Source organism: Paenibacillus sp. SJS-P3 (genome assembly GCF_056711585.1).
Genome location: NZ_CM160043.1, coordinates 3,037,529 through 3,058,677, shown reverse-complemented (window position 1 = coordinate 3,058,677; position 21,149 = coordinate 3,037,529). Strand labels below are relative to the sequence as shown.

Below are 21,149 nucleotides of genomic sequence, written 5' to 3'. Positions count from 1 at the left end.
TCGGCGCCTACCAAGAATGAAGTAAGGACTGAATTGCATGAATGAAGAAACCAATATCAATCAAAGCGTCTCCGGCCTCGACGAGGAGCATGGAGCCGAGCCTGTCCTGGAATGGACGGTGTCAGCCGAGGAAGCCAAGACGCGTCTGGACAAGTTCATTACGGACAAGGTGAACGACCCTTCCGTTTCCCGCACGCAGGTGCAGGAATGGATCGGCTCGGGCGCGGCTCTCGTAGGCGGGCGCCCTGCGAAAGCGAACTACAAGCTCTCCGAAGGCGACCTGCTGCAGGTTACCGTGCCTGAGCCTCAGGCTGCTGAAATCGTGCCGGAGGATATTCCTCTGGACATCGTCTACGAGGACGGAGACGTCATCGTCATCAACAAGCCTCGCGGCATGGTCGTGCATCCGGCTCCCGGCCATTCCTCCGGCACGATCGTCAATGCGCTGATGTTCCATTGCAAGGATCTGTCGGGCATCAACGGCATGCTTCGCCCCGGAATCGTCCACCGCATCGACAAGGATACGTCCGGCCTGCTCATGGCGGCTAAAAACGACCTTGCCCATCTGTCGCTGGCGGCGCAGCTCAAGGATCACAGCGTCACCCGCAAGTATATCGCCTTGGTGCATGAGAACATGCATCACGACATCGGCACCATCGACGCACCGATCGGACGCGACGACAAGGACCGCAAAATGTTCACCGTCACGACAAAAGGCAGCAAGCACGCCGTGACGCACTTCAACGTGATGGAGCGGCTCGGGGACTATACGCTGCTCGAGCTTCAGCTTGAGACCGGCCGCACGCATCAAATCCGCGTCCATCTCAAATACATCGGTCATCCGCTGGCGGGAGATCCGGTATACGGACGCGCCAAGACAGTCGCTCTGGCCGGCCAGGCGCTCCATGCCGCGGTGCTCGGATTCACGCATCCCCGCACGGGAGAGCGGCTGCAGTTCGAAGCGCCGATTCCGGACGATATGCAGCATGTGCTGCACAGCCTGAGGAATCGTTGATTTTACCGGGCCGTACATGAGTCCGGCCGCAGCATCGTTGCCGGGCGAGAGGCAATTAATGCAAACATTTCTCGAAATGCTCTATTAAAACCATCTCCATGCTGAGCTATGCTGGATTGTAGCCGGCAGCCGGACGAGCGACTTAGCGACATTCGACCGGGGCCTATCATAAAGGACGAAAGGTGATTCCATTCCATGACTCAAATCAACTCCAACTTCCTCAATCTGCAGGGCAGCTACCTGTTCTCCGAAATTGCCAAGCGCCGCACGAAGTTCATCCAGGACAATCCGCAGGCGGAGATCATCAGCCTCGGCATCGGCGACGTGACCCGAGGGCTCCCGGAAGCCGTCACCAAGGCGATGCATGCTGCTGTCGACGAGCTGGCTGTTCCGGGCTCCTTCCGCGGCTACGGCCCTGAGCAAGGCTATGATTTCCTCGTGAACGCCATCATCGAGAACGACTACAAAGCACGCGGCGTGGATATCAAGTCCAACGAAGTGTTCGTCAGCGACGGCTCGAAATGCGATGTCGGCAACATCCAGGAAATCTTCAGCACGGACAGCATCGTAGCCGTGCAAGACCCTGTGTACCCTGTGTACGTCGACACGAACGTCATGGCGGGCCGCTCCGGCCTGTTCGACAGCGGGATCGGCCGCTATGAGAACATCGTCTACCTGGACTGCACGGCGGAGAACGACTTCAAGCCTTCCTTGCCGGACCGCAAGGTGGATCTGATCTATCTGTGCTACCCGAACAACCCGACGGGCATGACGCTGACGAAGGACGAGCTCAAGGTATGGGTCGACTATGCGCGCGAGAACAACTGCCTCATCCTGTTCGATTCGGCTTACGAAGCGTTCATTACCGAAGAGAACGTTCCGCACAGCATCTATGAAGTCGAGGGAGCGCGCGAAGTCGCCATCGAGTTCCGCAGCTTCTCCAAGACGGCCGGCTTCACGGGCATCCGCTGCGCCTACACCGTTGTGCCTCGCGAGCTGAAGGGCTTCGACAAGGACGGCAGCGAGGTCGTCGTCAACGATCTGTGGAACCGCCGCCATACGACCAAGTTCAACGGCGTCTCCTACGTGACCCAGCGCGGCGCGGAAGCCATCTACTCGGCTGAAGGCAAGGAGCAGATCTCAGGCCTCGTCGATTATTACATGACGAATGCCGGCATCATCCGCGACGGCCTGGCATCGCTCGGCCTTGAAGTGTTCGGCGGCGTCAACGCTCCATACATCTGGCTGAAGACGCCGAAGGGCATGGATTCCTGGGCGTTCTTCGACAAGCTGCTGTCGGAAGCGAACATCGTCGGCACGCCGGGCGTCGGCTTCGGCCAGAGCGGCCAAGGCTACTTCCGCCTGACGGCGTTCGGCAGCCGCGAGAACACGGAAAAAGCGGTCGAGCGAATCCGCAATCTCAGCCTTTAATGTCCTAAAGACTGGAAAACCCCGTTGTATTTATACACAACGGGGTATTTTTATGCAAAAATATCGATTTTAGCGGTTGACTTCCTCGCCGGCGCATGGGATAATCAGTACCGATAACGGCAGTACCTTTAACTCAGTCCAGAGAGGCTGGCAAGGTAGCGTGAACAGCAGCCGCGGTCAGGAAGAAGATTCAACCGGCATCCGGCGCAAGCGGCCGGGACATAGCCAGCAGCGCGGCCATTGAAGGTCATGCCTCTGGTTCGTCCCGCCGTGCGGCCCATCATGCCCTCTTCTCCTTGCGCGGCTTCTAAAGAACTCTCCTTGCTGATGTACCCGGCAAGGAGAGTTTTTTTTGTCCCGCTGACAGAGTATAAGCCTAACGAATCGGACCGGCTCCATGCCGGCCGGAAGGAGCAGCAGCCCCATGATCCTGAACGAGAAACGAGCCATCATGGACGACACGGCCATCCGCCGTGGACTCACCCGGATTTCCTACGAGATCGTCGAAAAGAACAAGGGCATCGAGAACTGCGTGCTGATCGGCATCCGCACCCGCGGCGTCTATCTGGCGCGTCGGATCGCCGAGCAGATCCGCGAAATCGAAGGCACGCCGGTCGCTTGCGGCGAGCTAGACATTACGGGGTACCGGGATGACCGGCGCGTCGAGGGAGAGACGATCCGCTTCACGACGACGGACGGAGCCGGCAACGCGCTTCTGATCCATGACAAGCGCGTCATCCTGTTCGATGACGTCCTCTACACGGGCCGCACGATCCGCGCGGCGATGGACGCTCTGATGGATCAGGGCAGGCCGCAGTCGATCCAGCTCGCCGTGCTCGTGGACCGGGGACACCGGGAGCTGCCGATCCGACCCGATTATGTAGGCAAGAACGTGCCAACCTCCAAGGAAGAGAACATCCGCGTAGCGCTGACTGAAGTGGACGGGGAAGACATCGTGACAATCATTCATCAAGGAGGATGAGCGGATATGACGGCAACACAGCTGATGCAGAGGAGCCTGCTCGGGCTGAAGGGGATGGACCGGGAAGAGATCGGGTCCATCCTGTCGAGGGCGGCCTACTGGGAGCAGCAGAGCGTGAAGGTCGGCGACGCGCTGGCAGGGCGTTTCGTTGCGAATATGTTCTTCGAGAACAGCACCCGCACGCGATTCAGCTTTGAAGTGGCAGAGAAGCGCCTCGGCGCCGAGGTGCTGAACTTCTCCGCTGCGGTATCGAGCGTGCAGAAGGGCGAATCCATCTATGACACGGTAAGGACTCTGGAGTCGATGGGCATCGATGCGGGCGTCATCCGGCTGAAGCCGGCCGGCGTGCTGCAGGAGCTGGCAGAGCGGATCAAGGTTCCTCTCATCAATGCCGGGGACGGCAACAACGAGCATCCGACGCAGGCGCTGCTGGACATGTACACGATGCGCCAGCAGTTCGGCAGCCTCAGCGGACTCAGCGTCTCCATTATCGGCGACATCAAGCATAGCCGCGTCGCCAGATCGAACCTGATCGGCCTGCGCGAGATGGGCGCCGCGGTAAGCTTCTGCGCCCCGGACAACATGAAGGCCGGCGAGCTGGACGCTCCCTACATCGGCATCGAGGAAGCGATCAAGGCGGATGTCGTCATGATGCTGCGAGTGCAGCTGGAGCGGCATGAGGACGGAATGATCAAGTCGGCGGAGGAGTACCGGCAACAATACGGCCTGACGGCCGAGCGGGCGGCGCGGATCGCTCCTCACGCCATCATCATGCATCCGGCTCCGGTCAACCGGGATGTGGAGATCGACGGCGATCTCGTCGAGCATCCTCAGTCGAGGATTTTCCCCCAGATGCAGAACGGGGTTCCGGTGCGGATGGCGGTCATCGAGCGGGCGCTCAGAGGCTAGCAGCATTTTCGAAAGGGGATTGAACACATACATGGCATACATCAAATGGGTAGTGAACGGCCTGGTCTGGAACGACGCGGCCGGTGAGCTGGAGAAGAAGCATATCCGCATCGAGAACGGCGTGATCGCGGAGATTCTCGGAGGAGAAGCTCCTGCAGCCGCCTCGGACGAGGTGCTCGACGCCTCGGGCAAGCTGGTGTCGGCCGGCTTCATCGACATGCACGTCCATCTGCGCGATCCGGGGTTCACGCATAAGGAAGACATCGCTACGGGCACCCGCTCCGCAGCGGCGGGCGGCTTCACGACGATCGCCTGCATGCCGAACACGCGGCCTGCCATCGATACGCCGGAGACGGTCCGCTACGTGCTGGACAAGGCGCGTACGGAAGGCAACGGCGTCAAGGTGCTGCCTTACGCGGCGATCTCCAAAAACCAGCTGGGACGGGAGCTGACCGACTTCGCGGCGCTCAAGGAAGCCGGCGCGATCGGCTTCACCGACGACGGCGTCGGCGTGCAGCGGGCCCAAATGATGAAGGACGCGATGGCGCTGGCGGAGTCGATCGGCATGCCGATCATCGCGCACTGCGAGGATGACAGCCTCGTTGAAGGGCTGTACATATCCGAGGGCAAGTTCGCCCGCGACAACGGGATCAAGGGCATTCCGAACGAATCGGAAGCGATCCATGTCGGACGCGACGTGCTGCTCGCCGAAGCGACCGGCGTCCACTACCATGTGTGCCATGTCAGCACGGAGCAGTCGGTTCGGCTGATCCGCCTGGCCAAGTCGATCGGAGTCAAGGTGACGGCGGAAGTATGTCCGCATCACCTGGTGCTGAGCGACGAGGACATTCCGGGCATGGATTCCAACTGGAAAATGAACCCTCCGCTGCGCACGCCGCGCGACGTGGAAGCGGTGCTGCAAGGGCTCGAGGACGGCACGATCGACATGATCGTAACCGATCACGCCCCTCATGCCGAGGAGGAGAAAGCCCGCGGCATGCAGCTCGCGCCGTTCGGCATCGTCGGCTTCGAGACGGCCTTCCCGCTGCTGTACACGACCTTCGTCCGCACCGGCAAATGGTCGCTCGGCTTCCTGCTCCGCCGCATGACCGAGATTCCTGCTTCCGTGTTCGGCCTCGACAGCGGCCGCCTGGAAGCCGGAGCGCCGGCCGACCTCGCCGTTCTCGATCTGGAGAGCGAGCTTCCAGTCGAGCCCGAGAAATTCCTTTCCAAATCCCATAATACGCCGTTCGGCGGCTGGAAGCTTCACGGTTGGCCTGTCGCCACCGTCGTGGGCGGCAGCGTCGTCTGGTCCAACCATACAGCTTAAGGAGTGATACGGATGCAAGCTAGACTGATACTTGAGGACGGAACCGTATTTGCGGGCCAGTCGTTCGGCGCCGATACATCCAAACCCGGCGAGGTTGTTTTCAATACAGGCATCACAGGCTACCAGGAGGTTCTGTCCGATCCTTCCTACTGCGGCCAGATCGTCACGATGACGTACCCGCTCATCGGCAACTACGGCATCACCCGCGACGACTTCGAGACGGTCGCTCCGTTCATCCACGGCTTCGCGGTGCGGCGCCACGAGCCGGTGCCGAGCAACTGGCGCGCCCAGGTATCCCTGGACTGGCTGCTCAAGGAGCATGGCATCCCGGCGATCAGCGAGATCGACACCCGGATGCTCACCCGCAAGCTGCGCCACTTCGGCACGATGAAGGGCATGATCACGACGGGCAACGAGCGCGTCGAGGCGATCGTCGAGCAGCTGGCCGGCGCATCCCTGATGACCGACCAGGTCGCCCGCACGTCGACGAAGCAGGTGTTCACAAGCCCCGGCTTCGGCGAGCGCATCGTGCTCATCGACTTCGGCGCCAAGAGCGGCATTCTGCGCGAGCTGACCAAGCGCGGCTGCGACGTCGTCGTCGTGCCGCATGACACGTCCGCGGAGACGATCCGCCGCCTGAACCCGGACGGCATCCAGCTGTCCAACGGCCCCGGGGATCCGCAGGACGTTCCTTACGCGGTGGAGACCGTGAAGCAGCTGCTCGGCGAATTCCCGATCTTCGGCATCTGCCTGGGCCATCAGCTGTTCGCCCTCGCCTGCGGCGCGGATACCGAGAAGCTGAAGTTCGGCCATCGCGGCGGCAACCATCCCGTCAAGGAGCTTGCTTCCGGCCGCTGCTACATCACGAGCCAGAACCACGGATATACCGTGCCCGAGGCGTCGATCGCCGGCACGCAGCTGACCGTGACCCATATCAACAACAACGACAAAACGATTGAAGGCCTCAAGCATAACGAATATCCGGCTTTCTCGGTCCAATACCATCCGGAGGCGGCTCCCGGGCCGTTCGATTCCAGCTACCTGTTCGACGAGTTCCTGGAGATGATCCGCACCCACCGCCGCAACAACCCGTCCAGACCGCGCCAAGCCCAGCTGTCGGATGCGTCCAAAGGAGAGCTGCTGTATGCCCAGAAATAACCTGCTCAAGAAAATCCTCGTCATCGGCTCCGGTCCGATCGTCATCGGCCAGGCCGCCGAGTTCGACTACGCCGGAACCCAGGCCTGCCAGGCGCTGAAGGAAGAAGGCTACGAGGTCGTGCTGATCAACAGCAACCCGGCGACGATCATGACCGACACGAACATGGCCGACAAGGTCTACATCGAGCCGATCACGCTGGACTTCGTCTCCCAGATCATCCGCCAGGAGCGTCCCGACGGACTGCTGCCGACGCTCGGCGGCCAGACCGGCCTCAACATGGCGGTCGAGCTCGCCCGCGCCGGCGTGCTGGAGCGCGAGAACGTCAAGCTGCTCGGCACGCAGCTGTCCGCCATCGAGAAGGCCGAGGACCGCGACTTGTTCCGCGACCTGATGCGCGAGCTGGAGCAGCCGGTGCCGGAGAGCGTCATCGTCACGACGGTCGAGGAAGCGGTCGGCTTCGCGAACTCGATCGGCTATCCCATCATCGTGCGTCCGGCCTACACGCTCGGCGGCACGGGCGGCGGCATCTGCGCGACCGAGGAAGAGCTGCTCGAGACGGTATCGTCCGGCATCCGCTACAGCCCGATCGGCCAGTGCCTGATCGAGAAATCGATCGCCGGCATGAAGGAAGTCGAGTACGAGGTCATGCGCGACGCCAATGACAACTGCATCGTCGTCTGCAACATGGAGAACTTCGATCCGGTCGGCGTGCATACGGGCGATTCCATCGTCGTAGCGCCGAGCCAGACGCTGTCGGACCGCGAGTACCAGATGCTGCGCTCCGCCTCGCTGAAGATCATCCGCGCCCTGAACATCGAGGGCGGCTGCAACGTGCAGTTCGCGCTGGATCCGTTCAGCTTCCAATACTACGTCATCGAGGTCAACCCGCGCGTCAGCCGCTCCTCGGCGCTCGCCTCCAAGGCGACCGGCTATCCGATCGCCAAGATGGCGGCGAAGATCGCCGTCGGTTATACGCTCGACGAGATCGTCAACCCGGTAACGGGACAGACCTATGCCTGCTTCGAGCCGACGCTCGACTACATCGTGTCCAAAATTCCGCGCTGGCCGTTCGACAAGTTCACGGGCGCCAACCGGAAGCTCGGCACGCAGATGAAGGCGACCGGCGAAGTGATGGCGATCGGCCGCACCTTCGAGGAGTCGATGCACAAGGCGATCCGCTCGCTTGAGATCGGCGCCCATCGCTTCCACTTGAAGGACGCGTCCGGCTTGTCCGACGAAGTGCTTCATTCCCGCCTGGCCAAGCCCGACGACGAGCGCATGTTCCTCATCGCCGAAGCGTTCCGCCGCGGCTGGACGCTCTCCGACATCCAGGACATCACGAAGGTCGACTGGTGGTTCCTCGACAAGATCGAAGGCATCGTCGCCTTCGAGGACGAGCTTCGCCGCGCGCCCGGCCTGACCAAGGAGCTGCTGTACCAGGCGAAGCGCAAGGGATTCTCGGACCGCTCGATCGCCGAGATCCGCCGCGAGGGCAGCCAGTCGACGATGACGACGGAAGCGGAAATCCGCACTTTCCGCCACGAGCAGGAGCTGCGCCCGGTGTACAAGATGGTCGACACCTGCGCCGCCGAGTTCGAGGCGACGACTCCGTACTACTATTCCACGTACGAGGTCGAGAACGAAGTGCTGGAGTCGGACAAGGAGAAGGTGCTCGTGCTCGGTTCCGGCCCGATCCGCATCGGCCAGGGCATCGAGTTCGACTACTCCACCGTGCATGCGGTGTGGGCGATCCAGAACGCCGGCTATGAAGCCGTCATCATCAACAACAACCCGGAGACGGTATCGACCGACTTCAGCACGTCGGACCGCCTGTACTTCGAGCCGCTCTTCTTCGAGGACGTGATGAACGTCATCGAGCAGGAGAAGCCGATCGGCGTCATCGTGCAATTCGGCGGCCAGACGGCGATCAACCTGGCGGCTCCGCTGTCTGCCGCCGGCGTGCGCATTCTCGGCTCCAGCCTGGAGAGCATCGATACGGCGGAAGACCGCAAGAAATTCGAAGCTCTTCTCCGCAGCCTGGACATCGCCCAGCCGGAAGGCAGCACGGTGACCAACCTCGAGGAAGCGGTCGTTACGGCAGGACGCCTCGGCTATCCGGTGCTGGTCCGTCCTTCCTACGTGCTCGGCGGCCGCGCGATGGAAATCGTCTACTCCGACGAGGAGCTGGTCGGCTACATGGCTGAAGCGGTGAAGATCAATCCGGAGCATCCGGTGCTGATCGACCGCTACATGCTTGGCAAGGAAGCCGAGGTCGACGCGATCTGCGACGGCGAGACGGTTGTCATCCCGGGCATCATGGAGCATGTCGAGCGCGCAGGGGTCCACTCCGGAGACTCCATCGCGGTCTATCCGCCGCAGTCGCTCTCCGCCGAGATCAAGCAGCAGATCATCGACATCACGATCTCGATCGCCAAGGCGCTCAAGGTCGTCGGCCTGGTCAACATCCAGTTCGTCATCCATAACGACAAGGCCTATGTCATCGAAGTCAACCCGCGTTCCTCCCGCACGGTTCCGTTCCTCAGCAAGGTGACCAACCTGCCGATGGCGAACCTCGCGACACGCGCCATTCTCGGCACGAAGCTGGCCGAGCTCGGCCATGTCGACGGCCTCTGGCCGGAAGACAGCTTCGTCTCTGTCAAGGTGCCGGTATTCAGCTTCGCCAAGCTGCGCCGCGTCGACCCGACGCTGACGCCGGAGATGAAGTCGACCGGCGAGGTCATGGGCCGCGACGAGCAGTATGCGAAGGCTCTGTACAAAGGCCTTATCGGAGCCGGCATGAAGATTCCGCTGCAAGGATCGATCATCGCCACTGTCGCCGACAAGGACAAGGAAGAAGCGATCGAGCTGCTGAAAGGCTTCTACTCCATCGGCTACAAGATCATCGCGACCGGCGGCACGGCCGAGGCTCTGGAGAAAGCGGGCATCATCGTCCAACATGTGAACAAGCTGAGCGAGGGCTCTCCGAACATCCTCGACCTGATCCGCAGCGGACAGGCGCAGTTCGTCTTCAATACGCTCACCAAAGGCAAGACGCCTGAGCGCGACGGCTTCCGCATCCGCCGCGAGGCGGTCGAGAACGGCGTCGTCTGCATGACGTCGCTCGATACGGTCCGCGCGCTGCTGAGGATGCTGGAGACGATCAACTTCAGCTCCAATCCGATGCCGGTGCTGCAATAATTCCATCAGGTACGGCCAGCTCCTCGGCCCTGCGCCGGAACGCCTCCCATGGCGGGTCCGGCGCAGGCCTGCGGCGGATGGCCGTTCTCTATGTCCATACTATACGTTGAGGAGGAGCACCCGTGAGCGTACAAACGTTGAGCCGCGAGCAGGCGGCGGGCAAGATAATGGTCGCGCTGGATTTCCCGGACGCGGCTTCGGCAGAGAAGCTGCTGGCCGCGCTTGAAGGCATTCCTTGTTATATGAAAGTAGGCATGCAGCTGTTCTATGCTGCGGGGCCGGATTTCGTCCGCAGCCTGAAGCAGCGCGGCTACAAAGTGTTCCTGGACGTGAAGATGCATGATATTCCGAACACGGTCAAAGGCGGAGCGAACAGCGTCACCCGCCTCGGCGTCGATATGTTCAACGTCCATGCGGCCGGCGGCCGCGACATGATGGAGGCGGCGATGGACGGAGTCGACGAGGCGCTGGATGCCGACTCCGCGCTGGCGCGTCCGACGGTCATCGCCGTGACGCAGCTGACCAGCACGAGCCAGGAGATGCTGAGCGACGAGATCGGCATCCTCGGCACGATGGAGGAGGCGGTCAAGCGCTATGCGCTGCTGGCCATCGCTTCGGGCCTCGACGGAGTCGTCGCCTCGCCGCATGAGGTGACGCTGGTCAAGGACTTCTGCGGGCCGACATTCCAGACGGTGACGCCGGGAATCCGTCCGGCCGGCGCCGACATCGGCGACCAGAGCCGCGTCATGACGCCGTCCGAAGCGCTTCGGGCGGGAACCGATTATATGGTCGTCGGCCGTCCCATCACGAAAGCCGCAGATCCGCGCGCCGCCATTGAATCCATTATCGAGGAGCTGATCAAGCCATGAGCACGATCCAACTGGAAAGCCTTCCGCGCGAAATCGCCGCCAAGCTGCTGGAGATCGGAGCGGTAGCGCTTCGTCCCGAGGAGCCGTTCACCTGGACCTCCGGGCTGAAATCGCCGATCTACTGCGACAACCGGCTGACGATGTCCTATCCGGAAATCCGCGAGCTGATCGCCGAGGGCTTCGCCGCTGTCATCCGTCAGAACTACCCCGATGCTGACGCGATCGCGGGCACCGCGACGGCCGGGATCCCGCATGCGGCCTGGGTAGCGCAGAAGCTGAACCTGCCGATGTCCTACATCCGCGACAAGGCCAAGGGGCATGGCAAGCAGAACCTGATCGAAGGCCGGATCGCCGAAGGACAGAAGGTCGTCGTCATCGAGGACCTGATCTCGACCGGCGGCAGCTCGCTCAAGGCCGCGCAAGCGGTCCGCGAAGCCGGAGCCGAAGTGCTGGCCGTCCTGGCCATCTTCACGTACCAGTTCAAACAGGCATCCGATGCCTTCGCCGAGGCTTCCGTGCCGCTGGAGACGCTGAGCAGCTATTCGGCGCTCATCGACGTTGCCGCCGAACGCGGCGTCGTCCAGAGCGGGCAGATCGACTCGCTGAAGGCTTGGCGCGAGGATCCGCAAGGATACGGGAAGTAAGGGCAAAGCTTGAGACTAAGCAATCTGGCCGGCTCCGCGAACAAGCGGCGCCGGCTTTTTTGTCGAGCAGGGCTTAAGAAGGCTGCAGCAGAACTACTGGAACGGCATGAGAACATACAATAAGGAAGACATTCCCAATCCTCTCTGCTAAACTGCTGAAAGGGGTGGCAAAGCGAAGTGAAAGCCAAAATACTTGCCGGAATCATCGCGCTCCTGATCGCCGGCAGCTGGGTCGGCAATATCCTGTACGATCGGAGCGGCCAGCTGCAGGAGCCGCTGTTCATGAATCATGAAATCGTGACGGACAGCAAGGGTGGATGAATTTCTGCTGCTGCGGATTCCGTTCCGGCTGGCCAAGCTGCCGCCCGCGGAGGATGGAGAGAAAGGGAGGACCATCGATTGGAAAGTTTGAAATCTATCAGACGTTTGATGCCGGGAGAGCCGCTCCCTCTGGAGCTGCTGCTGCTTGCCGATCCCGACAGGGATCTGATCGAGGACTATGTCCCGCGCGGGGAGTGCTGGGTGCTGGAAGATGAAGAGGTCAATGCAGCCATCGGGGTATACGTTCTGATCCGTACCCGTCCGGCGACGGCGGAGCTCGTGAACGTGGCCGTCTCCGAGGCCTATCAGGGACGCGGCATCGGCAAGAAGCTCGTGCTTCATGCCGTCGAACGCGCTCGGGAAACCGGCATGGCGACGATCGAGGTGGGCACGGGCAGCACGGGCATCGGCCAGATCGCGCTGTACCAGAAATGCGGATTCCGGATAACCGGCGTGGACCGCGATTTCTTCATCCGGCATTATGAAGAGGAGATCATCGAGAACGGGATGGTTCTGCGCGATATGATCCGGTTCGCGATGGATTTGTAGATGTTATTCATGTCAAATAATAACACTTTATTTCAATAGACTTTTCCCCTGCCAGCGCCGATAATAGATTGGGAGTTTCTAGAGATAGAGGTACAATCGACATAAGTTGGGGGATATGGACATGGCAAACAAATTCATCCGCACGGCTGGGATAATGCTGGCTTCCGCGGTATTGGCCACCGGAGCAGCAGGCTTGGCGCCGGCAGCATCGGCAGCGAAAGCTCCGATCAGCGTAACCTTGGACGGAAAGCTGCAAAAATACGATCAGTCTCCGATCCTGCTGGAAGGCTCCACGATGGTGCCGCTGCGAGGCATTTTCGAAGGGCTCGGAGCGAAGCTGACCGTGTCGGGCAAAAAAATCACGGCGGTCAAAGGGCGCAAAACCGTCGTTCTGACGATCGGCGAGAAGACGGCGGCTATCAACGGCCAAAAAGTAACGCTGGCCCAGCGCTCCGTCGTGCTGAAGGGGCGGACGCTCGTTCCTCTGCGCTTCGTCGGCGAAGCGCTTGGAGCGCATGTCAGCTGGAACGCCTCCAAGTCCCTCGTGACGATCACGAGCCAGACGCCGGCAGAGCTTCAGCTTGAGCTGGACGGATACGCCAACGGCTACGTCTTCAAGCAGGATATCGCCGGTCTCAAGGGACTGATGGCGGAGGGCTGGAAGATCGCGCAGAGCAAGGCGCCGGTACTGAACAGCGTCGGATTCCGCAACGAGGAGATGATCCGCTTTTTCCTCGATCAGGGAGCATCCGTCCAGACCGCCGATCTGGACGAGAACGGCCAGACGGTGACGGTGTTCGATGTCGTTTCCTATCCGTACAAATTCACCGCGACGGGTTATGCGGAGACGACGGAAGAGGCGGATCTGGCGACCGTGAAGCTTCTGCTCAGCTATAAGCCGGATATTCCGGCCATGGAAAAGGCTTACGGCTCCGTTCTGTGGCATGCCATCCTGTCCGGCAGAGCCTCTATCGTGACGGAGCTGCTGAAGGCAGGCGCCAGTGTCAAGGCAAACGATGCGGGCGATTATTTCCCGCCGCTCATCGCGGCGACGACGGCGGTGGACAAGGACGGCAAGCGCATGCCTTCCATGGTGGAGCTGCTTCTCAAGAGCGGCGCGGATGCCAACGATTGCAACTGCGATGCTTCCCAGGACTACACGCCGCTTGAAAATGCCAGCCGTACGATGTACGACGAGGATGAGTACGGAGAGTCCGTAGCCTATGACCCCGATCCGGCCGTCGTGAAGCTGCTGCTGCAGTACGGAGCGGATCCGAAGCGCGACAATTCCCTCTATGAGGCTGTCGGCGCGGGCAGCCTGGAGATCGCCAAGCTGCTGCTTGCAGCCGGCGCCGATCCGAACAAAGTCTATCCAAGCGCGGAGGAAACCCCGCTCGAATATGCCAAGGCCATCGAGGATGCGGACATGATCGCTCTGCTCGAGGGAGCCGCCAAGCAAGCGTAAGGCGGCAGTTTATAGAATTAGCTCTGATGAAAATGAAAATGGACTCATCCATGGATAGTCAGGAGGCGGCGGGCATGGAGCTCAACCTTGCGGATAGACTGCAGGAAGCCGTATCCCTGCGAGCAGGAGGCGACGCCGAGAAGGCGCGCCTCCTGCTCGCGAAGCTGGCGGCAGCGCATCCCGAGGACGCGCAGGTATGGTATCAGCTCGCCTGGACCCATGATTCGCTCGGGCTGGAGTCGGAGGCGGTGCCGCTCTACGAGAAGGCGCTGTCGCTCGGCCTGCCCGCAGAGGATGACGCAGGCGCGAGACTCGGCCTCGGCAGCACGTTGAGGACGCTTGGCCGGTACGAGGAATCGGAGAAGCTGCTCCGGGAGGCTGCGGCGAAGTACCCGCAGCGGCGGGAATTCAACGTGTTTTTAGCGATGACCCTGCATAATCTCGGCCTTCATGCGGAGGCGATGGAGCTGCTGCTCGTGCAGCTGGCCGAGACCAGCTCTGACGATGGAATCTCTTCGTACGGGCGGGCATTGAGCTTCTATTCCGACAAATTGGATCAGGTTTGGAATTGAAAAAAACTCTTTACGTTCCGTTTTTTGCCATGTAATATGTTACATCAAACGGAAGGGTTTCTAGGGATCCGGGAAGCGGGCTGTCATGCGGCGCCCTTTCTTCGTCCGAACCGAGCGAAACCGCCGCGGCGCGATAGGCCGTGTACACCGTAGGGATAAAAGACCTTCGGAAAGTTCCGCCTGCTGGTCAGGCCGGCTTTTCGGAGGTCTTTTTTTGCTATATCGATACCCGGACTGAAGGCCTGATTCCAGCAGAAATCATAGACAGATAGGGGCGTCGGACATGAAGGTGCTTGAGACAAAAGGGCTGAAGAAAACGTTCATGGTCAAGCGCAAGCAGCCTGGCCTCGGGGGAAGCTTCCGCTCGCTGTGGAAGCCGGAGTGGGGAGAGAAGGAAGCGGTGAAAGGAATCGATCTGGCGGTGGAGGAAGGGGAAACGATCGCGTTCCTCGGTCCGAACGGCGCAGGCAAATCCACGACGATCAAGATGCTCACCGGCATCCTGCATCCGACCTCCGGGGAGGCGAAGGTGCTTGGCTATACGCCCTGGCAGGAGCGCGGACGCCTGGCTTATCTCATCGGCACCGTATTCGGGCAGAAATCGCAGCTGTGGTACCACTTGCCGCCGAGCGATACGTTCGAGCTGATGAGCCGCATCTACGAGCTGGACCGGGACGTCTACCGGAAACGGAAAGCTTCGCTCATCGAACGCTTCGATCTCGGTCCGTACCTGAACGTGCCGGTTCGGAAGCTGTCGCTCGGAGAGAGGATGCGCTGCGAGATCGCCGCTTCCTTCCTGCACGGACCGCGGCTGCTGTTCCTCGACGAGCCGACGATCGGGCTCGACGTCATGATCAAGGAGCGGATCCGCGACCTCATCGCGGAGCTGAACCGGGAGGAAGGGACGACGGTCTTTCTGACCTCGCATGATGCGGGGGACATCGAGAAGCTGTGCCGCAGAGCCGTCGTCATCCATCACGGGGGAATCATGGTCGACGGGCCGGTGGAGAGGCTGAAGCGTGACATTCTGAGGTACAAGACCGTGACGGTCAGGCTGGCAGGAGAGGGTAGAGGCTCCGGAGCGGCGATCCAAGGCTTGGCCGGAACGGAGCTGCTGGAGGCGGAGGAAGGCGTCCTGAAGCTTTCCGTCGATCTGACGAGGACCGACATCGAAACGGTGCTGTCCCGGCTCATGGGCAGCATCCGCATCGCGGATGTGACGATCGAGGACCCGCCGATGGAAGAGGTCATCAAGACGCTCTTTGCCCGGAGCCGCGATCATGATCTCGCTGACGGGACGCCGATTGCCGGGGAAGGACGGGGGCTGCCATGAAGATTGAAGTCCGGAAGCCCGCTGCCGGCCAAGCATATGATTCGGGCGGCGGTCGCGGATGGGAGCGGAGGCCCTATTCCTCGCGCAAGGAAGCGATGGTGCTGAAAGGGCGCAAATACGCCGCCGTAGGCTCCATCACCTTCAAGCAGCAGACGGCCTACATGGCGGACTTTCTCATCCGCTCCGTCTTTCTCCTGCTGATCCTGTTCATCTTCATGCAGCTGTGGAGCGCCGCCTACACCGGGCAAGGGGGAGCGGAGGCGAGCATCGGGGGCTTCGTCCTGAGGGACATCATCTGGTATCTCGTCCTGACGGAGGCGTTCACGATGGCCTGCCCCCAGCAGTGCACGAGAATCGAGGAGGAGGTCAAAAGCGGAGGCGTCGCCGTCCGGCTGCTGACGCCGATCTCCTATGTCGGCTATCAGTATTTCTCCTATATGGGCGAGGCGCTGCTCCGCTTCGCCGTCAATCTCGCCGCAGGTACGCTGATCGGCTGGCTGATGGTCGGGCCGCCGGACTTCGGCTTCGGCTGGGCGGGCATGGCGGCGCTCGGCCTCGGCTCCTTCACGATCGCTTACCTGCTCAACATGTCCATCGCGCTGTGCGCGTTCTGGGTCGAGGAGACCCGCGGCCTGGAGTTCGTCCTGCAGAAGCTGCAGTTCACGGTCGGAGGCATGCTCATTCCTCTGGATCTCATGCCTCACTGGCTGCAGCAGATATGCGCCTGGCTGCCGTTCCAGGCGGTGCTGTACTTCCCGGCGAAGACGGCGGTGGGCGGAACGGATGTCCTGGGAGCATTTCTCGGCATCCAGATGATCTGGATCGTGCTGCTCGGCGCGCTGGTCGCCTGGATCTACTCGAGGGGAGTGAGAAGGCTGAATGTCAACGGAGGTTAGGAAAGGAAGATTGAGGAAAGGAAGCTTGAGAAAAGGAACGCTGCCGTTCCTGCTCGCCTGCTGGAAGCTCAATCTGGCGGGAGCGATGGAGTTCCGGCTCAGCTTTTTCATGACGGCCGGCATGATGTTCCTGAACAACGTCATCTGGATCGTGTTCTGGGGCATCTTCTTTACCCGCTTTCCTTCGGTCAACGGCTGGGGAATCAACGATGTGATGCTCATGTGGGCGGTTGGAACGGGAGGTTTCGGCTGGGCAAGCACGCTGTTCGGCAACTTTACCCGGATCGCCTCCATCACGGCGCGAGGCGAGCTGGATGTATATTTGACCCAGCCCAAGCCGGTGCTGCTCAACGTGCTTGCAAGCCGGATGTCGCTGACGGCGATCGGAGACTTTCTGTTCGGCCTGGCGATCTTCGTCTATGCGGGCGATCTGTCGCCCGGCGGGGTTCTGAGATTTCTGCTGGGCCTGCTGCTGGCGGGGCTGATCTTCCTGTTCTTCAACGTCGCCGCCGGCTCTCTCGCGTTCTTCATCGGCAATGCGGAAGGCATCGCGTTCCAGCTGTTCAACGGCCATCTGGCCTTTACGACCTATCCGACGGATATATTCAAAGGAGCGGTGCGGCTCATCCTGTTCACGGTCATTCCTGCAGGGTTCATCAGCTACATGCCGATCGGGCTGCTGCGGGGCTGGCAGGGAGATTATCTGCTGCTTGCGACAGGCGCCGCCGCTTTGATCGCCGCCGGGGCCATCGGCTTCTTCTACTGGGGACTGAGGAGGTACAGCTCGGGCAACATGATGACGATGAGAAGCTGAAGGACTGGTGGCGCCGACGAGCCGCAGGAAGCGTTCAATCCGCGGCAAAAAAGCCTTCAGCCGCGGCTCGGCTTCATCGAAAACCAAATGACGGCAGGAGAGCCAGGCTGAAAGGATTTAATGGTTTAGCAGACTGCGCATGTCTCGCCTGAAGCCGTATCGATGCGATGGCCGTTCATCCGAACGGCCTCTGCTCGCGGCTGGCTACAGCCAGCCGGCATAAAACCGCTCGTAGCCTTCTCTCATGATCCGGTCCGAGAAATGCTCGAAGGCATAACCGCGGTTGTCGGCGGAAACCTTGAGCGGGGAAGCGGCAGCCATGTTCAGCAGCTCGAACCAGTTGCGCTCGTTGCCTGCGAACGTGTGCGTGGAGGAAATATGGCCGTAGCAAGGATGATCCGGCTTCACGACCAGCTTGCCCATCGCCATCGCTTCCGCCAGCGGCATGGAGAACGTATCGAAGACGCTGGAGCTCCAATACACTTTGGACGAGTTCATCAGCCCGAAGATGTCTTCGCGCGACAGCGCGAAATGCAGCGTGACATTGGAAGGAATGTCGTAGCGCTTCATGCTCTCCCTGTAGCGCTGGCCGCCCATGACCATGACGACATCCTTGTCCGGGTTGCGCCGGGCGTATTCGATCGGCAGCTCCGGCCTGCGGTTGGGCTCATCCCGGCCGATCCAGAGGATGCGGTTGCCGATGACGGCATTCGGATCATAATGCTTGCGGGCGAGATCTCCCTCGAAGCCGATCGGAATGACGTCCACGTCGGTGACGCCGTAGTCGGTCTTGAACAGTCCCTTGAGATAATCCGTATGGACGACGGCCTTGTCGACGATCGAGTAGAACGGCTTCATCATCTCGTAGCCGGTCAAGTCCGAATGCGGGTAGGAGTGCGGGAAGAGAACGCATTTGTCTATGAACATCTTGAGGTATGTGAAGCCCGATACGGTATAGATGACCCGGTCGATCTTCTGCCGTTCCAGCTGCTCCAGCACGAGATCGTAATTGACGAGATCTCCCTTCTCGTATTCGTAGCCGGGAGCCTGATCGTAATCGCTGACATGGCGCTCCGGCATGACAAAGACGACTTCCACGCCGAGCTCGCGGCTAAGCTCCTTCAGCCTTTCGGCATAGATGCGGGGGCCTTGCGCTTCGGCGAACTGGATTTTTCTCATGACTAGCCCTACTTTGGTCAAATGGAAACCCTCCTGAGTGTGTGCGATCCTGCTGTCATTATAGAGCACTTCGGGAGACAGGTTAAGCGGTTGAAGCGGACTTGATCCTGATGGGCGGCAGATCAGCGCAAATTGTTCAAGACCAGGCGCATTTTTACCGAGGGGAGATCGAATTGTTATGAATATAGCCGTCAAATGGATGCAAAGGATCAATGGCCGCGATAACCGGAACAGACTGAAAAGCTATCAGGACAAAGCGGAGCTCATCAGGAAACGGAATTTGGAAGCATGGGACGATCGACAGCTTCAAGCGGAATCCCTCCGGCTGCAAAATGAGGCCAAATCGGGCACGCCTTTGGATGGGCAGCTTGTCGATGCTTATGCGCTGGTCTGCGAGGCGGCGAAGAGAAAGCTGGGATTGGAGCCTTACGATGTCCAGATCACGGCTGCCATCGCCCTGCACGAGAGGTTTTTGATCGAGCAGCATACCGGCGAAGGAAAAACGCTATCTGCTGTCATGCCTGCTTATCTGAATGCGCTGGCAGGCGGAGGCGTCCATGTGCTGACATTCAACGATTATTTGGCCAATCGAGATGCGGAGTGGATGGGCCCGATCTATCGTTTCCTCGGGCTGACGGCAAGCTCGGTTCAAGCGGGCATGAGCCTGTCCGAGAAACGGGAAGCGTATTCCGCGGATATAACCTATGTGACGGCCAAAGAGGCGGGATTCGATTATTTGCGCGACACGATCGCATGGAACGAAGCCGATATCGTGCATCGTCCTTTCCACTACGTCATCGTCGACGAAGCGGATTCGCTGCTGCTCGACGAGGCGCGGGTGCCGCTGGTCATCGCCGGCGAGGCCGGCTCTTCCAGCAATGACGGCATTCGTTTCGCAGAAGCGGCCCGACAGCTGCAGCAAGCCGAGCATTACGACTTCGACGAGTTCAAGCGGAACGTTTATTTGAATGAAGCAGGCTCTGCGAAAGCGGAGTCGCTGCTGGGCTGCGGCAATTTGTATGCAAGCGACAACAGTCATTTGTTGACGTCCTTAAACTGCGCGCTGCATGTGGAATTGTTATTGAAGAAGGACGTCGATTACATCGTCCGGGACGGGGAAATCGAGCTGATCGACGAATATACCGGCCGCGTGGCGGAGAACAGGCATTTGCCGGATGGGCTGCAAACCGCGCTTGCGGTCAAAGAAGGGCTGCAGACGAAAGCCGGCGGGGACATTCTGGGGACGATTACCCTTCAACACTTCCTCAGCCTATATCCGAAAATCAGCGGAATGACGGCTACCGCGCACGCTTCCGCAATGGAATTCGAAGACATTTATGCGCTGCAGGTCGTGCAGATACCGCCGCATCGGCCAAACATACGGATCGACCATCCGCTCCGGATCTATACCCATAAAGAAGCCAAATTCAAGGCGCTTGTACACGAAATCTCGTCCGTCCATGCGACGGGTCGTCCCATTCTCATCGGTACGTCGAGCGTCGAGGAGTCTGACATGCTGGCGGAGGCTCTGGCGGCTGCCGGCGTGACCTGCCATGTTCTGAACGCGAAAAACGATGCGAAGGAAGCCGAGATCATCGCCAAAGCGGGAGAAATCGGCGCCGTGACGGTATCGACGAATATGGCGGGACGCGGCGTCGACATTCGGCTCGGCGGCGGCAATTCCGCGCAAGCAGAGGTTGTCGCCGAACTGGGCGGATTGTACGTGATCGGCACGCATGTGAACGAAAGCGTGCGGATCGACGACCAGCTGCGCGGGCGCTCTGGCCGCCAAGGCGACCCTGGAGCTTCCGTATTTTTCGTAAGCTTGGAGGAAGAGCTGCTGCTTCGGTTCGGCATCGATAAAGCGTTTCGCAATCATAGGCAGGATGAGGCTATCGACAAGCCGGTGCTCCGCAGCAAAATCGCGCATATTCAGCGCGTAGCTATGGGCCAGAACTTCCATATCCGCCAGGAACTGAACTGTTATTCGGATATGGTGGAGGAGCAGAGGCTTATTCTATACGAGGAGCGGCTCGGCATTTTGAAAGGCGAGACGCCGATGAGCCCTTTGGAGCGGCGGGTACGGCTTTTTTATATCGACAAGTTCTGGGCTGACCATCTGGCTTACGTTTCTTACCTTCGCGAAGGCATCCATTTGGAGAGCCTTGCCGACCGCAATCCAATCGTCGAATTTCATGCGCAAATCATCCGAGCCTACGAGCGGATTCCGGCTGAAATAGAGAGAGAGTCGGCTGCTATGCTCGCAAGGCTGGGCGGAGCGAACGATCCGGCGAAGTGGGAAGAGCTGGGGCTGAAGAGTCCTGCTTCCACGCGGACTTATATCATCAACGATCAATACATGGACAACAAGCGCAGCTCATGGGGAGCGGAAACAATAATCGCTTTTTATATTCGCAAGCTAATGAAGCCGGTATTGGACCGGGCATTCGCTGCGCTGAACAAAGGCTGATCGCGTTGCAGTT

The 21,149-nt window shown here is 60.3% G+C and carries 18 protein-coding genes; 17 read left to right on the top strand and 1 reads right to left on the bottom strand.

The window, feature by feature from the left end:
• Positions 1–37 precede the first annotated feature (37 nt).
• The 16 genes from AC06G8_RS14165 to AC06G8_RS14090 all read left to right on the top strand — a co-directional run bounded on the left by AC06G8_RS14165 (position 38) and on the right by AC06G8_RS14090 (position 17,487).
• Positions 38–1,015, top strand: a complete 978-nt coding sequence (locus AC06G8_RS14165; RefSeq protein WP_480283124.1) for an RluA family pseudouridine synthase — start codon at positions 38–40, stop codon at positions 1,013–1,015.
• 195 nt (positions 1,016–1,210) lie between these two features.
• Positions 1,211–2,446: an LL-diaminopimelate aminotransferase gene (locus AC06G8_RS14160; RefSeq protein ID WP_480283123.1), complete on the top strand. Its 1,236-nt coding sequence runs from the start codon at positions 1,211–1,213 to the stop codon at positions 2,444–2,446.
• Between the two features lie 427 nt (positions 2,447–2,873).
• Positions 2,874–3,428 carry a bifunctional pyr operon transcriptional regulator/uracil phosphoribosyltransferase PyrR gene (gene pyrR / locus AC06G8_RS14155; protein WP_480285444.1) on the top strand — a complete coding sequence of 185 codons (555 nt, stop codon included), beginning with the start codon at positions 2,874–2,876 and terminating at the stop codon, positions 3,426–3,428.
• 6 nt (positions 3,429–3,434) lie between these two features.
• The gene (locus tag AC06G8_RS14150; RefSeq protein WP_480283122.1) at positions 3,435–4,337 is read left to right on the top strand and encodes an aspartate carbamoyltransferase catalytic subunit; all 903 of its coding nucleotides are present in this window, start codon (positions 3,435–3,437) and stop codon (positions 4,335–4,337) included.
• 31 nt (positions 4,338–4,368) lie between these two features.
• Positions 4,369–5,667, top strand: coding sequence for a dihydroorotase (locus AC06G8_RS14145; RefSeq protein WP_447661398.1), 1,299 nt, complete (start codon positions 4,369–4,371; stop codon positions 5,665–5,667).
• A 12-nt stretch (positions 5,668–5,679) separates the two neighbouring features.
• The gene (locus AC06G8_RS14140) at positions 5,680–6,825 is read left to right on the top strand and encodes a carbamoyl phosphate synthase small subunit (protein WP_447661397.1); all 1,146 of its coding nucleotides are present in this window, start codon (positions 5,680–5,682) and stop codon (positions 6,823–6,825) included.
• A complete protein-coding gene (carB, locus tag AC06G8_RS14135) occupies positions 6,812–10,024 on the top strand; it encodes a carbamoyl-phosphate synthase large subunit (RefSeq protein WP_480283121.1) in 3,213 nt (1,070 codons plus the stop codon). The genes AC06G8_RS14140 and carB overlap by 14 nt, the downstream gene beginning before the upstream one ends.
• A gap of 122 nt (positions 10,025–10,146) precedes the next feature.
• Entirely contained in the window at positions 10,147–10,893 is a 747-nt protein-coding gene (gene pyrF / locus AC06G8_RS14130; protein WP_447661395.1) for an orotidine-5'-phosphate decarboxylase, read from the top strand.
• Positions 10,890–11,537: an orotate phosphoribosyltransferase gene (pyrE, locus tag AC06G8_RS14125; protein ID WP_447661394.1), complete on the top strand. Its 648-nt coding sequence runs from the start codon at positions 10,890–10,892 to the stop codon at positions 11,535–11,537. Before pyrF ends, pyrE begins: the two co-directional genes overlap by 4 nt.
• Positions 11,538–11,714: 177 nt before the next feature.
• On the top strand, positions 11,715–11,858 hold the full coding sequence (locus AC06G8_RS14120; protein WP_447661393.1) for a hypothetical protein: 144 nt from the start codon (positions 11,715–11,717) through the stop codon (positions 11,856–11,858).
• Positions 11,859–11,966: 108 nt separating this feature from the next.
• Positions 11,967–12,407 (top strand): GNAT family N-acetyltransferase, encoded by a 441-nt coding sequence (locus AC06G8_RS14115; protein WP_447661676.1) that lies wholly within the window; start codon positions 11,967–11,969, stop codon positions 12,405–12,407.
• A gap of 121 nt (positions 12,408–12,528) precedes the next feature.
• Complete coding sequence (locus tag AC06G8_RS14110) at positions 12,529–13,872, top strand: stalk domain-containing protein (RefSeq protein ID WP_447661392.1); 1,344 nt, start codon at positions 12,529–12,531, stop codon at positions 13,870–13,872.
• Positions 13,873–13,946: 74 nt separating this feature from the next.
• Positions 13,947–14,444 (top strand): tetratricopeptide repeat protein, encoded by a 498-nt coding sequence (locus AC06G8_RS14105; protein WP_447661391.1) that lies wholly within the window; start codon positions 13,947–13,949, stop codon positions 14,442–14,444.
• Positions 14,445–14,727: 283 nt separating this feature from the next.
• Complete coding sequence (locus AC06G8_RS14100) at positions 14,728–15,777, top strand: ABC transporter ATP-binding protein (protein ID WP_480283120.1); 1,050 nt, start codon at positions 14,728–14,730, stop codon at positions 15,775–15,777.
• On the top strand, positions 15,774–16,673 hold the full coding sequence (locus AC06G8_RS14095; protein WP_480283119.1) for an ABC transporter permease: 900 nt from the start codon (positions 15,774–15,776) through the stop codon (positions 16,671–16,673). Before AC06G8_RS14100 ends, AC06G8_RS14095 begins: the two co-directional genes overlap by 4 nt.
• 25 nt (positions 16,674–16,698) lie before the next feature.
• Positions 16,699–17,487, top strand: coding sequence for an ABC transporter permease (locus AC06G8_RS14090; RefSeq protein WP_480283118.1), 789 nt, complete (start codon positions 16,699–16,701; stop codon positions 17,485–17,487).
• Positions 17,488–17,691: 204 nt separating this feature from the next.
• Here AC06G8_RS14090 and AC06G8_RS14085 read toward each other — a convergent pair whose 3' ends face one another.
• Complete coding sequence (locus AC06G8_RS14085; protein ID WP_480283117.1) at positions 17,692–18,687, bottom strand: glycosyltransferase; 996 nt, start codon at positions 18,685–18,687, stop codon at positions 17,692–17,694.
• A 157-nt stretch (positions 18,688–18,844) separates the two neighbouring features.
• Between AC06G8_RS14085 and AC06G8_RS14080 the strand changes: the two genes are divergently transcribed.
• Positions 18,845–21,136, top strand: a complete 2,292-nt coding sequence (locus AC06G8_RS14080) for a preprotein translocase subunit SecA (protein WP_480283116.1) — start codon at positions 18,845–18,847, stop codon at positions 21,134–21,136.
• The last annotated feature ends 13 nt before the right edge of the window (positions 21,137–21,149 follow it).

Excerpts from the sequence above, each read along its gene's own strand:
- AC06G8_RS14165 (WP_480283124.1), top strand. The coding sequence starts at position 38 with ATGAATGAAGAAACCAATATCAATCAAAGCGTCTCCGGCCTCGACGAG.
- AC06G8_RS14160 (WP_480283123.1), top strand. The coding sequence starts at position 1,211 with ATGACTCAAATCAACTCCAACTTCCTCAATCTGCAGGGCAGCTACCTG.
- AC06G8_RS14150 (WP_480283122.1), top strand. The coding sequence starts at position 3,435 with ATGACGGCAACACAGCTGATGCAGAGGAGCCTGCTCGGGCTGAAGGGG.
- AC06G8_RS14145 (WP_447661398.1), top strand. The coding sequence starts at position 4,369 with ATGGCATACATCAAATGGGTAGTGAACGGCCTGGTCTGGAACGACGCG.
- AC06G8_RS14140 (WP_447661397.1), top strand. The coding sequence starts at position 5,680 with ATGCAAGCTAGACTGATACTTGAGGACGGAACCGTATTTGCGGGCCAG.
- carB (WP_480283121.1), top strand. The coding sequence starts at position 6,812 with ATGCCCAGAAATAACCTGCTCAAGAAAATCCTCGTCATCGGCTCCGGT.
- pyrE (WP_447661394.1), top strand. The coding sequence starts at position 10,890 with ATGAGCACGATCCAACTGGAAAGCCTTCCGCGCGAAATCGCCGCCAAG.
- AC06G8_RS14115 (WP_447661676.1), top strand. The coding sequence starts at position 11,967 with ATGCCGGGAGAGCCGCTCCCTCTGGAGCTGCTGCTGCTTGCCGATCCC.
- AC06G8_RS14110 (WP_447661392.1), top strand. The coding sequence starts at position 12,529 with ATGGCAAACAAATTCATCCGCACGGCTGGGATAATGCTGGCTTCCGCG.
- AC06G8_RS14105 (WP_447661391.1), top strand. The coding sequence starts at position 13,947 with ATGGAGCTCAACCTTGCGGATAGACTGCAGGAAGCCGTATCCCTGCGA.
- AC06G8_RS14100 (WP_480283120.1), top strand. The coding sequence starts at position 14,728 with ATGAAGGTGCTTGAGACAAAAGGGCTGAAGAAAACGTTCATGGTCAAG.
- AC06G8_RS14095 (WP_480283119.1), top strand. The coding sequence starts at position 15,774 with ATGAAGATTGAAGTCCGGAAGCCCGCTGCCGGCCAAGCATATGATTCG.
- AC06G8_RS14080 (WP_480283116.1), top strand. The coding sequence starts at position 18,845 with ATGAATATAGCCGTCAAATGGATGCAAAGGATCAATGGCCGCGATAAC.